The sequence below is a fragment of the Anoxybacillus sp. J5B_2022 genome (genome assembly GCF_026847645.1).
Classification (GTDB): domain Bacteria; phylum Bacillota; class Bacilli; order Bacillales; family Anoxybacillaceae; genus Anoxybacteroides.
Genome location: NZ_JAPSMC010000023.1, coordinates 1 through 14,190 on the forward strand (window position 1 = coordinate 1; position 14,190 = coordinate 14,190).

The following is a 14,190-nucleotide window of genomic DNA, read 5'->3' on the forward strand; positions in this document are numbered from 1 at the left end:
AAATTATAATTAAAGAAACGAACATCATATAAAAAGAGAGAAAAATGAACAAAAGGATGTGGTTATATCTGGTGGTTTGTCTACACAAAAGATTTACAGAATGAACGTTTAGACCCGTATTTTTATCAAATCGAATTGGAATTAAAAAAACACTTGGAAAATAAAAAAACTATCCCTTTACGGATGTTATGTAAAGAAATTACAGATGGGACAAGAAATGCAACGGAGTTTGTTGATTATAAGACGAATGTCCCTTATATCCGCTTATCAAATATTAAAGGTGGTAAATTAGTTCAGAAAGAGATGAAATACTTATTTGATTTAGATGGGATTGAGGAAAAAGCCATTGTTAGAAAAGGGGATGTTTTAATTTCGAAAATCATTTCGCTTCCAAAATTAGCTCTTGTTGATGAGACATATGATGGAGCGGTTATTAGCCCTGATATTATAAAAATTCGTCCGAACGATCAGCAGACACAAGAGAAACTAAAGAGATTTTTTTCTTCAGATATCGGGATGCTTTCACTAAAAAAAATGGCTGTCCCGTCTATATTACCGAAAATTTCGTTAAAACAATTAGGAGATTTAGAGATCATAATTGACGAAGAAACTGAAGGGGACATTCGTAGCGAACAAACCGATTTAAAACAAAAGCTGTACAGCTTATATGAATTGGAGTTCAATCACATCAATAAGTCATTATCAACAGAGTTTTGGGTTAAAGGTCAATTTTTAGCGGAACGATTAGACGTTGACTATTATCGCTACTATACTTCAGATGCTTTCAAACTATTGAAACATAAAATCAAAAACGAACAATGGACGCAGTTGAAAGACATTTGCGAAATCGTAACATATACGGTGAGTCCAAAAGATTTTCACAACAAAGAAATTCGTTACATTGGCTTCAAAAATATTGATGCTAATGCGTGTCGGATTGTTTCTGCAGAAACTATATCATTTGAGAAAGTGAAAAGCCGCGCTCGTTATGAATTGAAAGAAAACGACGTACTTCTAGGAGTTGTTGGACCACATATTGGAGAAGAAAACCACCCTTTAGCTTTTGTTACGAAAGAGTATGAGGGGGCACTGGCGTCAAGTGCGTTTGCTGTAATACGTTCAACAAAACTATCTGCATATTATTTGCTATGGTGTTTAAAACATCCGGGGGTTCTCTTCCAAATGAAAATGGGAAGACGTGGACAGTTACAGTTGATGATTAGTACAGAAAGTCTAAAAGATCTATATATACCTATACTAGAGCAGTCGAAAATTCGTCTAATAGAATCTTTATTTGCAAATTCACTAAAAGGTTAAACAAAGGGGGATTTATGATGGTAAAAATGATTTCGCTATTCAATCATAAGGGTGGTGTCAGTAAAACAACGACAACTTTTAATCTTGGCTGGGCTTTAGCAGATTTAGGGTACAAAGTGATTATGGTTGACGGAGATCCACAATGTAACTTAACTGGAATGGCGCTGGATTTTTCGGGAATGGACGATTTTGAATATTTCTATGAAAATAATCCAGAGTGCAATATAAAAGATGCCCTTAAGCCAGCCTTTTCCTCCCAACCTGTACCAATTAAACCTGTCAAATGTTTAGAAGTAGCAGGTAGATCCAATTTATTTGTATTGCCTGGGCATGTAGGGTTTTCAGAGTACGACGTACCACTCGGAATCGCTCAAGAAATGAGCGGAAGCTTACAAGTGACACAAAATTTGCCTGGTTCAATTAATTTCTTACTTCAAGAAACAGCAAAAATGTATGAAGCTGACTTTGTTTTAATTGATATGAGTCCAAGTATCAATTCAATTAACCAAAACTTGTTTATGTTAAGCGACTACTTCATCATCCCTTGTAGCCCTGATTATTTTTGCTTGATGGCTATCGATTCTCTTTGTAATGTATTTCCAAACTGGGTAGATTGGGGGAAAAGAATGAGAGAAAATAGAGTTTATGCCGAAGCGTATTATCCTGTGCCATCCACTCCTCCAAAATTCTTAGGTACAATTTCACAAAGATATCGCCCTCGAGATAAAAGTCCGGCGAAGTCTTTTCAGAAATGGATTGATAAAATTAATGGTAGAGTACAAAAAAAGCTAGTACCGACTTTAAAAAACTTAGATATGCTAATCGATACTTACGATATCCAAGACGACGGATCGACACCTGACTATAACTTGTCTTATATATCAGATTTTAACAGCCTTATAGCACAATCACAAAAACATAAAGTCGCTGTATTTGCGTTAACAGACGAACAGATTGAACAATCAGGAAAAATATTAGAAACTCAAAGAGCTAATCGAGAAGATTTTAAACAGGTATTCTTAGAGCTAGCACAAAAAATTATTGATAGAACATAGATATAAAGGTGTGCATAATGATGATTTTATATGATTATTTAAAAACCCCAAAAACGATTGAACAGCTTGTGACGATTGCGCATGAAAACGAGTTATATTGGAATCGGGAACAAATGGAGTTGTTTGTGCGCTTAGATCCAACTATTGTGCAAAATAAAGCAGGGCTGTGGACAGTAAAACAAGATGAACGTCAGCAAATCATTTTGGCAGCAATCGAGCGGGCGTTGCAAGGCCGCCCGCTAACAAAGATTGATCCCGATGTTTTCGCTCAGCTCCCTGCTGATATGATTGTGCCGCAACGTGAAATTATTGATGTTGCCATTAGCAGCGGCAAATACGAATCACCGCGGGAAAATTTACTTCGTGTCAAACGAAAATAGGAGGAGACAGCAACATGGAAACGACAATTCAACAAGTACAAGATCAATTAACAATGAAAGGATATGGCCAGTTCTCTGAACTTACTGTAAATGAAGAGGACGGAACAACGATTTTCACAGCAACAGGAGATGAGAAAGTCGTTTATGTAAAAATTTTTGAAAAAGATGCTGATTTATCATACGCTGTGCAACAATCGGCACTCATTGAAGCACAATATCATGAATCGGCTCCTGACTTTATTTGGGCCACGAACGGAGAGGTAAACTATTACGCTGACTGTATTGAATCTACGCCTATTGCGGAAATTCCATCTGTTGTCGATGTAACAAAAAAAGAAAAGAAAAAATTAACAAAGCAAGAACTTTGGTCGTTAGATATTTATTCAACTTTGCAAAAACGGTTTGATGATTTACACGAACGCCTTTACGGTCCTGCTGGTGCCGATAATATTAGCTCTACGAACGAGGCGATCGATGAAATAAGTAAATTATTGTTTATGGAAATTTTTCGCCTTTATCACCCTGACTACGTATTAAGAGAAGGAGAAAATGCTGGTTTAAAATTATATGACATTTTAAAGTATGAGTACATAAAGCAGCATGGAAAAGAAGCGGTAAAACAAATCAAAGCGGCATTTAAAGAAATAAAAAATCATGACGACTATGTAGCGATCAACGACAAAGGTGAAAAGTGCTATATTTTTAACGAAGATGAGTATATTAAGTTGGAAAATCCAGCAAACTATGTTGCCGCGTTTGAAACATTCCAAGAGCTCGGTGAGTTCGAAGATGATAACGGAGTCGTTAAAAAGGCGACATTAAAAGATGTTACAGCCGACATTTTAGGGCGTCTATTCGACGTTTTAATCCGCGGTAAATACGATAGTAAAGTCGGTCAAGCGACGTATTTAACACCGCGTCAAGTAACTGAAGCAATGGTTGATATGGTGATGCACGATTTAACAACAAATCCAAAAGAAGCGGCTAAATTACTAGAAACGGATGAAAACGGGAATCCAACCTTTCGTGTACTTGACCCAACTTGCGGCTCTGGAGGATTTTTAATTAAAGCCTATGAAGCAATAAAAAGATACTTTACGAGAGAATTTGCAGGAATTCAAAAAGAAAAAATAAAAGAACATTTAGAAAAAATGAAAGAGCATAGCTTTGTTGGTGCCGATAAAACACGGAGCATGATTGTAAAAGCACGTTTGAATATGGCGATGCACGGATTGCCGAAAGCACCGATTTTCTGGGTAAGCGACTCGTTAATGACCGATTCATTGCAACCTGAAACATTTGATGTGATCATCACAAACCCGCCGTTTGGCTCCGGGTCTGTATCGAATAAAACAGAAGAAGGTAAAGCAATTCTAGAACGTTACACATCCGGAATTGACGAAGACGGAAAACCGATGAAAAAAGGTTTATGTCTTGGAGCAAAGCCAAATAACAAAGGTGTTTGGAAGCAAGTCAATTCGACAGACCAAGCGGTGTTATTCATTGACCGAAATTTAGAGCTATTAAAACCGGGCGGTTATCTAATCATCGTTCTTCCAGACGGAATTTTAAGTAACTCAAGCTATAAACATGTGCGTGAATATTTAATGGGTAAGAAAAATGAAGTGACAGGTGAGTTTGAAGGCGGCCGCGCGATTGTGAAAGCGGTTGTTTCATTACCGACAGTAACATTCCAATTATCTGGAACAGGTGCGAAAACGTCATTCCTTTATATTAAAAAGAAAGAACATGAAAATGAAAAACAAGGACCAGTGTTTATGGCGGTTGCAGAAGAAATTGGGTTTGATGTGAAAAATAAGGTTGAAGTACAGTTAGGGAATGACCGGAACGATTTGTTAAAAATTGTTGAAGTGTATAAAAAAGGGATGTGAATCGATGTTAAAAGAAATTCGTTATAAAAATTGGAAAAGTTTTTCCGATGCGACATTATATATCGATCCGTTAACGATTTTAATCGGCACGAATGCAAGCGGAAAATCGAATGCGTTAGACGGTATTGCTTTTTTAAATCGAGTTGTACAAGGAAGGGATTTACAAACTATTTTATCAGGAGATCCTGCTCTTCTTTTAGAAGCAAACATTCAAGCGATTCGAGGCGGTGTGGAATGGGCCGCTAAACGTCCTTTCACAACTTTTACATTAGAAGCTGTTATTGAATATAATGAGGAAATTGACTATCTCTACGGAATTGAAGTGAGTACAAAATCAGATGTAGAAATTGTTTCTGAGTCATTAATCAAAATAAACCGCAAAACAAATAAAACAACCAATATATTTACGGCTACAGCGGAGGAAGGTAGTCCAAGTATTGAAGCTGCTGTTTATAATGGGAAAGGTCGTCCGAAACATAAACAATTAAAACGTTCTGTTTCGGTCATTAGCCAATTAAAAAATCAAGAAACTCGCCAGGAAGTTGATGAAGCGATTCAGTTTGTAACTCATACGTTAGAACATATTTTTATTCTTGACCCTGCTCCTGCATTGATGCGTGACTATAAGCCGTTTTCTAATCGGCTTGCAAGCAATGCTTCCAATGTGGCCGGAGTGCTGGCCGCATTGCCGGAAGAAGAAAAAAGTTATATTGAGTCGTTGCTTTCAAAATATGTTTCCCGCCTTCCTGAAGGAGATGTACAGCGGGTATGGGCGGAGCCGGTCGGCCGTTTTCAAAAGGATGCGATGCTGTATTGTGAAGAACAATGGCTAGGAAGCAATGAAAAATTGATTGTCGATGCGCGCGGTATGTCAGATGGCACACTTCGTTTTATCGGGATTTTAACTGCCTTGTTAACTCGTCCTAAAGGCAGTCTCATTGTGATCGAAGAGATTGATAACGGTCTTCATCCGTCTCGCGCTGAAATTTTGCTTGACATGTTAAACGAAATCGGCAGTGAGCGGCAAATTGATATTTTAATGACTACCCATAATCCAGCGTTGCTTGATGAGCTAGGACCGGAAATGATTCCATTTATTATCGTCGCCCATCGCTCAGCAGAAAATGGAGCAAGTGAACTGACGTTATTAGAAGATATTCAAGCACTGCCAAAGCTGCTCGCCAGCGGTTCGATCGGCAAGCTGGTGACAGAAGGAGAAATTGAAGAAACGCTTACACAACAAGGAAGTGCAGAGCGATGAAGCGAAAAATTCTTGTTATTGATACATCGATTTTATGTTGTTGGCTGCAAGTCCCTGGCAAAGAAACGTGCGGAGCGCAAGGAAACAAGTGGGACTATAAACGTGTAAACGATTTGCTGACGGAAGAAGAACGTCAAGGGGCAACGTTCGTTCTTCCGCTGGCAACGATCATTGAAACAGGCAACCATATCGCCCAAGCCGCAAAAGATCGTTATGAATGCGCGCAAAAGCTTGTTCGCATTATTCAAAAAGCATTAGATAAAGAGTCTCCTTGGGCGCAATTTTCTGAGCAGGCCGAATTGTGGACAGCCGGTGAATTGCATAAACTCATCAAGGAATGGCCGGATCAGGCGAACCAACGTTTATCGATTGGCGACGCCACGATCAAATCGGTTGCGGAATACTACGCCAAAATCAACGGATGGGAAGTCGAAATTCTCACCGGCGATGAAGGATTAAAAGCATACGAACCGACTAAACCAGCAAGAACGCCGAGGAGAAGGAGATAGTGTTTTCCAGTTTTATAAGTGGGAGCACGGTTGGGAAACGGGAGGAATGATTTATTTTTAACTTTAAGATTGCTGATGTATATAAGAAAGGGGTTAAAATACCTCATGAAAACTGATGCAAAGTATGTAACTACAAATTATATTGCAGATAGATTAGATGCTAATTATTATTCAAACAAATATTTTGCAATAGAGCAAAAAATTAAAAATTCAGTCTACAAAGTTGTTAAATATCAAGATATATGCGATGTCATAAAATGTGGTCCATTCGGTTCATCAGTTCTTGCAGAGAATTATAATGATACAGGGATTATTATGATAAGACCGTTGAACTTAAAAGAAGTACTTTTGTCCGAGGATGAATTAGTTCGTTTCCCAGAAGAATCATTAGGGACAGATTTTCCAGTATTTGAAGCAGGAGATATTCTTTTTACAAGAGTAGGTACACCCTCTTGTTCAATAATTCCTAATTCTATAGGGAAGATAACTATTAGTCCTAATATAATAGCATCCAAATTAAAAAAGACAATTAATCAATATTATGTAGCAATATTTTTAAATACTGTTTATGGATTGAATCAACTTGAGAGAAGATTTAAAGCTGTTTCTCAACCTACCATCTCTACAGACGAAATAAAAACAATAGACATGGTTCTACCTGACGTTCATATTCAAAACTACATTGGCAACAAACTCCGAAAAGCGGAAGAGTTACGAGAAGAAGCGAAGCTGTTGAAGGAAGAGGCTGAAAAATCACTGAATCAATTTTTAAAGTTAGATTCCCTTGAGCAAAAAATAAACAATGTATTGCATATCAAAGCAAACTATGTTTTACCAAATGATATGAATGATCGTTTAGATTCCGAGCATTATAAAAAGAAATTTACAATCCTTTACGAACATTTAAAAGAACTAGAACGCTCTAAAGTCAAAGTCCTGTCCTTAAAGAAAATTATTGACGAAGGAAGTTATGGTATTCTACCCGATTCTCAAGATTATGGAAAGGGAGAATTAATTTTTATTCGCTCTACTGACTTAAACGACTACATGATAGATTTAGATTCTTGTGAAAAAGTTCCTGATAAATACTTAACTCCTAAAGCAACTGTTTCGCCGGGAGATATATTGTTAGAAATTAAAGGAGCTATAGCTGGCGGAGCAATTGTGCCTGATATTAAAACAAATGCTATTGTAAACGGTAGTATATTCCGCTTTAGAGTGAAAAATGATTTTAATAACTTTTATATCTTGTCTGTTCTGCAATCCATTATTGGTAGTTTGCAAAAAGAACAACATGGCGCAAATAGCGTTATAAGCTATTTAAGCCTAGATGTTATAAATAACCTTAAAATCCCAGTAATAGACATAGAGAAGCAAAATGAAATCGGAGATAAACTCAAAAAGTTTGTCGAAAACAATATGAAAGCAAAAAATTTAATAAAATCTGCCAAACAAGATGTCGAAGATCTCATCGAAGGCAAGTTCGATGAGTCGAAAATTTCCGAAGGAGTGTAAGGACACTCCTTCTTTTCTAGGAGGTGAATGGGGTGGATTTGAAAAAGTTACATAGTCACTTAGAGAAGTTATATCACTATGGTGAGACCGTTTATGTGGCGGAGCTTGAGCCGTTTGTTGCGAAAGGTCTCTTATATGTACGTGGGAAGAAGGCAGTGATTACGAACAATTGGATTGCGTTTGTGAAGCGGTTTTCGAATCAAACTGATTTTCTTCATACATTGTTTTGCTTTGATGAGGAGTATCAACAATACTTGTTGAAAACTTCCTTGTTAACGGTATTAAAAATGCGTGAGGCTGAGGATTTGGAAGGAATTGTTGATTTTGTTCATAAAATGCCAAGATTTGCAGGGAAAATCGTAAAAATATTAGATGAGTTAAAACATGGTGAGCGGTACGAAACGGAATCTTTAGAGCAACATGTAAAGGAAGTTGAGCCTCTTTTCCGTGAGCGCAATCATTTGATTTTTAACGGGGCACCGTATTATCAGCGCATTATTTACTATTTAACCCATATCCAACAGTATCAACAAGAAGCGGTTGAACAAGACGAACTGCTCGGCAAAAAAATTGATGAGCAATGGGTGAAAGGGCGAAAAATAGCTACTAACTTGCAGTTATCGCCGTTAAAAGATGCACCGCTTACGGTATTAGCGCCGCATGAACCAGACATCGTTTTAAAAAATCCGTTATTTAAACATATTTTTACCCATCCTTGGAACTTATTTATTTTCCTTTGCTGCGTTGTTCGTGAACAGACGGAGGCGCAAGGGATGACGACCATTCGGTTTCATGCGGTAAACGACGAAGTTGACGTTATTTTAATGTCGTCAAAAAAACAAGAATATCGGTACGGAACGATCAATGATTTCGTTTTAGAGTTTTGTAAAGTGAGCAACTATCAACTATTCCCAAGCGAAATCGCAGGTTTAGAAACAATATTCCATCATTTGCATGATCGCGGTTTTTTAACGATTGTCGATGAAGAATATCGCATTCCGAGCCATATTGAAGATGAGTTATACAATACAAGTTTGTTTATTTCGCTGATGGCAGGCAGTAAACAGCTCCGCCAACGAATCGAACAGTGGATTGATGAATTGAGGGACAGAGGATGAAGCAAATCAAACTATCGATTGAGCGATTTTGGATTGAGCCAGGGAATTTTGAGAGATGGTGTGAGTTGTTATCGCGCATTCCCGAAAAAACCGAGGCACGCTCAATCAAGGAAATCGCAAAATTATATTTAGGAAAAGATGTGGAAGAAAAAGATAAAAAGCTAGACCGTTCCAAAGAATTATTTGGACTACATGGTTATGAGTACTCGAAACATTCGCGGAGTTTTGAAATTAAAGGTGTCCATTTCCTAACAAGAGCAGCCGATGGATATTTGATTCGTACAGAGGAAGCAAATGAACTTGTAGCTGCGTACGAACAACAACACGGATGGGAATTGTTACTTGCAAAACAACTATTGCGATACTCGCCAAGAACGCGAGTCATCATGCATTTATTGTTGAATGATGGTTTTTTTGAAACAAACGGTCAATCACTCGAACAGCTAAGCAAGTGGACATTACGATTTGCCGATGATCTGTATCATCCGTTTTCAAGCAATCCAGATCTTAATGATATGAACTTTCTTCTTCATACTTTTAAAAATGAAGCATTAGGGAAAGATTGGCGTAACATTCTTGCTCAAGAAGAAATTGAATTAGATGAAGATTGGATGTTTGTTGGCTCAAGCGGTAAAGAGCCGGCGAAAACAAATATTTCTTCGTTTATGCGGGCACCGATGCAATTATTTGCCTATTTAGACTGGTTTATCGAAGCTGATGTCGGAATCATCATTTTAAATAAAGAAAAGGTGTTAGAACATATTGATTCACATTCTTTATTTTCATTTACGAACGTTCAGAGTATATCAGAAATCGAATGGTTAAAGAAAAAAGTGAACGAAGAGCAGGATGATCGCGGTTTTGTTGCGATTGAACCGTTACTTCGTAAGCTGATGGAGCGTTTTTATCCAACATGGGAGCAAGGGCTTGCACGCTTTGTCGATTATTATATGACAAAAGGTATTCGTGAAGGTTTGTTTTATATTGCTGATTATGAATCAGGTCAGCCGAGACATGGAAGGGGTTATTTAGGTAAACGAGAATACCAATTATTAAAACTTGAATTTCAACGATAAAGGGGTTGAAAAGATGAGCAAATCTGTCTGGTTAAAAGATGGGGTCTCCACATTTCCGGTTCAGCAGCCAATGGTCGGTCAGCGTGAATTTTATGAGGCGTTTAAAGAGTATTTACGAGATTTAAAATCAGCGCCAATGGCGCGAGTTTTTACATTGATTGCTAAATGGGGAATTGGTAAATCGCGTATTGCTTATGAATTAGTGAGCGAAGCGCTTGGAATTGATAAAGGATGGACAATTCGTGACCAACAAGGTCAACTGCAAAAAGTCCGGTTATTAAAGCCAGATTTCGCTGACGGCATTTTACCTGTTTATATCCGCTATGAGCAAATGCATGAGGATCTTCTTTATGGGGAAAACTGGGTCGGTTATGGAGCGTATGTAGCGTTAGCAAAATTAGCGGAACAACAACCTGCCCGCACGATTCAAGGTTCGATTGTGAAACATATTCAAGATCATTTTCTTCCGCTTGGTTTTTCACCGGCAAAATTGGCAGAGGCAATTGAGTTAGGACAACATGAAACCGATGATTTACTGCAGCAGCTTGATCAGCTTGATCAACTTGTGCAAAATGGTTTAGCTTACTTAAAATCGTTTGGCATCGAACATTTAATGGTGATTGTCGATGAAGTGGAATCCGAATACGAATTATTTATGGATGGGATTCAAGAACAAAGTGAAGAGCGGAAAAAGAAACTAGACGGTGATGCGGTTAAAGTGATCACATCAGCGATTAAACATGAAGATAGCCGCACTCGCCATCCAAATGTCTCTTTCTTGCTGCTTTGTTCTCCGGCCATCGGCGATCAAATTAAAGCGCTCGAGGCGCTTGCTCGTCGTTTAGATAAATTAGAAATCAATCAAAACTCCTATGCAGATATTAGCGATTATATCGCATCGTTACAACAAAGTGGGAAATTGCGTGAATATCCTGCTGGGCTTGTTGAAGCAGCTTACACGATTGCCGCGGGAAACTTTGGTTGGCTAAATGTAATTATGGCTCATTGTGATCAATATCTTGAGCAGCATCCAGACAAGGAAACAGGTGAAATTTTACAAGACTTAGCTTATTCAGTGCCGCGTTTTAAAGAAAGTTTAATCGACCATTCCCAGCTAGATTACATTGATACAAAGCCAGTGCATATTCCGTTTGTGAAAAAAGCATTATTACGGCAGCTGCCATATCCGAAAGATTATTATAGTGAGGAAGAACAACAAATTTTATTATCAGCGAAACATATTGAAGGCATACCATTATTTAAAGAGTTTGTCGCTTTGCCGCTTGCGAAAAATGATTTAGGTTTTTATCTTGTGCAAAACAAATATAAAGCTGAATCTGATCATTTATTCGTGAATGAAACGACGGGTGAATCATTTAGTTTAGAAGTCCTCTTGCGCAGTCTTGAAACGTTCTCAATTAATGCACCTAAAGGTTCTTTTATTGTCGGAAAAGAACGGGAAACGTTTTTAGCGCAAGTGCGCATGCTTTATCCGAAAGACGAAGTCGTTGAAGCAGCGGAGCTTTTATATACGTATCTTGAGCAACGAATGAAAACAGAGCAATTCGAAACATATATCGGTCCAAACTTTGCGTTCCTTGAGCGGTTAAATCGTCGCTATGCCGTCAAAACAGGTATTGCGAACTATTTATTAAATGAAGAAAAAGATCAACAGCTTCAACAACATTTAAACGAATTGGCGAAACAATATGATAAAGATGGAGAAATTCAACGTCTTCTTCTTGGTTTTGCAAGAGCCATTGAGCAAGACTATCCAGACGTGCAAACAATTCAAGTAAAAGGAAATAAATGTGGGCTCCGTATAAAAGTAACGAATCATCTATATTTAGGAGTTCATCCGAAAAAAATTGTCGACATTATTTGGGCTAGCAAACTAGCTTCCTTGCACGATCTTGTTGACAGTAAATTACTAGATAGCGGAAATCACCCGATTATCATTTTAGCACTGACCGCTGATGCGGAAACAGAAATCGATGATATAAAACGAAAGTATGAGCGGCTCGGCCGTTGCTTACTCTTTTTCCAAGTGACGAATTCGCAGAAGAAAGTATTAGAAGCGTTATCGGTTGAGCGTGAGATGATGGATATCCGCAAGTCAGCCCATCAATTAACGCAGCCATTCCGCGCAAAAATTCGTGCGATTACAGATGAAATTACAAGAATCGCACGAGCTTGGTTTGAACGAATCGATAAAGAAGGATATATATTGCGCCCAATTGTTTTTACAAAATCAGAAGAAGACTATCTTCCGGTATTAGCGGAAGGATATGCGAAAATGATTATTCACGATGCAACAATTGCCGAACTAGGGGCAAAGCAAGGCGTAAAATTTATAGACAGCGAAGATTTTACTCGCTTTCAACATGCTTTAAAAGCGACGAAAGTTCCGGCTAAATTAGATAAGGACGGTTATCGAGGTACGGGCTTATTTATTCAAAATCACGAAAATGATCAATATGAAGTGCAAATTCCAAGTACGTTTGCCTCTTTAATGTCGTTTATTGGCCATCGTCGTGTAACATATAAAGAGATTGAAGATGCGTTTTTCTTTAGCTCTGTGGATGCCATTAAACCGCCAAAAATCGTTGAACAATGGATGACGTTCTTGCAAGCGCTAAAAGTCGTGAGAACCATCAACAATACTCATGTGGAAAATGTTACTTCATATACGTTGGAAGCAAAAAGAGATAAAATTAAACAGTGGTATGAAAAAGAATACGATCAACTCGTTGATCAGTTCAAGGAAACGTTTAAAGGACCTAGACTCGATTTACTGAAGGGATATAAAAGACACGGAAGCTTAAGAAAAATTAACGAAGCTTTGCGTAATATCGATTTAAAGCTATTGCAAGTTCATACAAATAACCACCTCGCTATTTGGAAAGAGCAATTAAGTTATTTGCAACAATTTCATGATGAATGTAATTTCATCTTTGATGAAGAAAAATGGAATACACTTCAACCAAACGAGCGCAACTTTGAGAATCTCACATTAGATGGAAAAGACATGCCGATTTGGAAAAAGATAAAAATTGTACAACAATTTCATGATTATGTGTCAACGATTCAAAAGGACATTCTTGCAAAAATTCAAGAAAAAGTAGAAGAGATAAAAAATACGAACGAATATAAGGGGTACTATATCCCTATTTCACCATTTACGTACGTGCTCGAATTATATAAAAACGAAATTGAAAATGCGATGAATCATGTAAAATCTTCGCAACTACGAACGATGGTATCAAATGAAGAAACACTGGCACATCATCTATCTCTAGGAAATTATAAAGAAGCAATTGATCGGTTAAATATCATTATTTCACAAATCGGCTTAAAAAAAGTGGACCATACAAAGGTGGATTGGAAAGAACGGAGCGGTATCATTGGCCGTTATTACGATTTGAAAGATAAATTTGTGCAAATGGTAGACCTTTTTGTAGAATCGAAACCGAAAGTTGAGAAATGGATTGCTTATTATGAAATTAGTGAGACCGATGTGAAGCGTGAGGTAGGGATTGTTGAGCTTTCTATACTTTTTGACAAGTTAACCGTATTTTTAGAATCCGGTTTTGAAGAAGCGGTTGATGATCTTTTTACCGCAAAAAAAGAAAAGGCGATGGCACTTATTGATGAAACAGAAAAGCTGTTGCAGGAACGAAAAAACGATCTGACGGATCTAATCGCCCAAGTGACAAAAGTGGAAAATACGACGAAGAAAAAGCGGAACCAATATTTCGATGACCTATTAATTGATGCGGTGAACCGCCTGTTCCGTCTGCAGCATCAACCGCTATATCAAGCAGACTTAAGTGCACCGATTCAAGAAGCAACTTATAAAGAAACAATAGATAAAGTACAGATGGAAATGAAACAATTAGAAACATATGCCCATCAGTTTTTTGCGGAACATGCCAAATTTGTGCAATTTGAGTTTTATAAAGAAGTGGTTGACCGCAAAGGAGAGTTAGACTGGACTAATTACCAAAAAGAAAAAGAAGAGCTTAAGCAAATCGGATTGATTCGGATAAAAGTGGAGGTTCTCTAAT

General features: G+C 37.7%; 10 protein-coding genes. All 10 read left to right on the forward strand.

Features of this window, described 5'->3' with window-relative positions:
* Window positions 1-153 precede the first annotated feature (153 nt).
* The 10 genes from M4I42_RS08330 (at window position 154) to M4I42_RS08375 (ending at window position 14,189) form a co-directional block, all read left to right on the forward strand.
* A complete protein-coding gene (locus M4I42_RS08330) occupies window positions 154-1,317 on the forward strand; it encodes a hypothetical protein (RefSeq protein WP_268851746.1) in 1,164 nt (387 codons plus the stop codon).
* 17 nt (window positions 1,318-1,334) lie between these two features.
* Window positions 1,335-2,372, forward strand: a complete 1,038-nt coding sequence (locus M4I42_RS08335; RefSeq protein WP_268851747.1) for a ParA family protein — start codon at window positions 1,335-1,337, stop codon at window positions 2,370-2,372.
* A gap of 17 nt (window positions 2,373-2,389) precedes the next feature.
* Window positions 2,390-2,752 carry a hypothetical protein gene (locus M4I42_RS08340; protein ID WP_268851748.1) on the forward strand — a complete coding sequence of 121 codons (363 nt, stop codon included), beginning with the start codon at window positions 2,390-2,392 and terminating at the stop codon, window positions 2,750-2,752.
* Between the two features lie 14 nt (window positions 2,753-2,766).
* Entirely contained in the window at window positions 2,767-4,644 is a 1,878-nt protein-coding gene (locus tag M4I42_RS08345; protein ID WP_268851749.1) for an HsdM family class I SAM-dependent methyltransferase, read from the forward strand.
* A gap of 4 nt (window positions 4,645-4,648) precedes the next feature.
* Complete coding sequence (locus M4I42_RS08350; RefSeq protein ID WP_268851750.1) at window positions 4,649-5,905, forward strand: AAA family ATPase; 1,257 nt, start codon at window positions 4,649-4,651, stop codon at window positions 5,903-5,905.
* On the forward strand, window positions 5,902-6,414 hold the full coding sequence (locus tag M4I42_RS08355; protein ID WP_268851751.1) for a hypothetical protein: 513 nt from the start codon (window positions 5,902-5,904) through the stop codon (window positions 6,412-6,414). Before M4I42_RS08350 ends, M4I42_RS08355 begins: the two co-directional genes overlap by 4 nt.
* A gap of 105 nt (window positions 6,415-6,519) precedes the next feature.
* The gene (locus M4I42_RS08360) at window positions 6,520-7,929 is read left to right on the forward strand and encodes a restriction endonuclease subunit S (RefSeq protein ID WP_268851752.1); all 1,410 of its coding nucleotides are present in this window, start codon (window positions 6,520-6,522) and stop codon (window positions 7,927-7,929) included.
* Window positions 7,930-7,961: 32 nt separating this feature from the next.
* The gene (locus M4I42_RS08365) at window positions 7,962-9,047 is read left to right on the forward strand and encodes a hypothetical protein (RefSeq protein ID WP_268851753.1); all 1,086 of its coding nucleotides are present in this window, start codon (window positions 7,962-7,964) and stop codon (window positions 9,045-9,047) included.
* Window positions 9,044-10,123, forward strand: a complete 1,080-nt coding sequence (locus tag M4I42_RS08370) for a hypothetical protein (protein WP_171700541.1) — start codon at window positions 9,044-9,046, stop codon at window positions 10,121-10,123. The genes M4I42_RS08365 and M4I42_RS08370 overlap by 4 nt, the downstream gene beginning before the upstream one ends.
* Window positions 10,124-10,136: 13 nt before the next feature.
* Window positions 10,137-14,189, forward strand: coding sequence for a hypothetical protein (locus M4I42_RS08375; RefSeq protein WP_268851754.1), 4,053 nt, complete (start codon window positions 10,137-10,139; stop codon window positions 14,187-14,189).
* Window position 14,190: the final 1 nt, after the last annotated feature.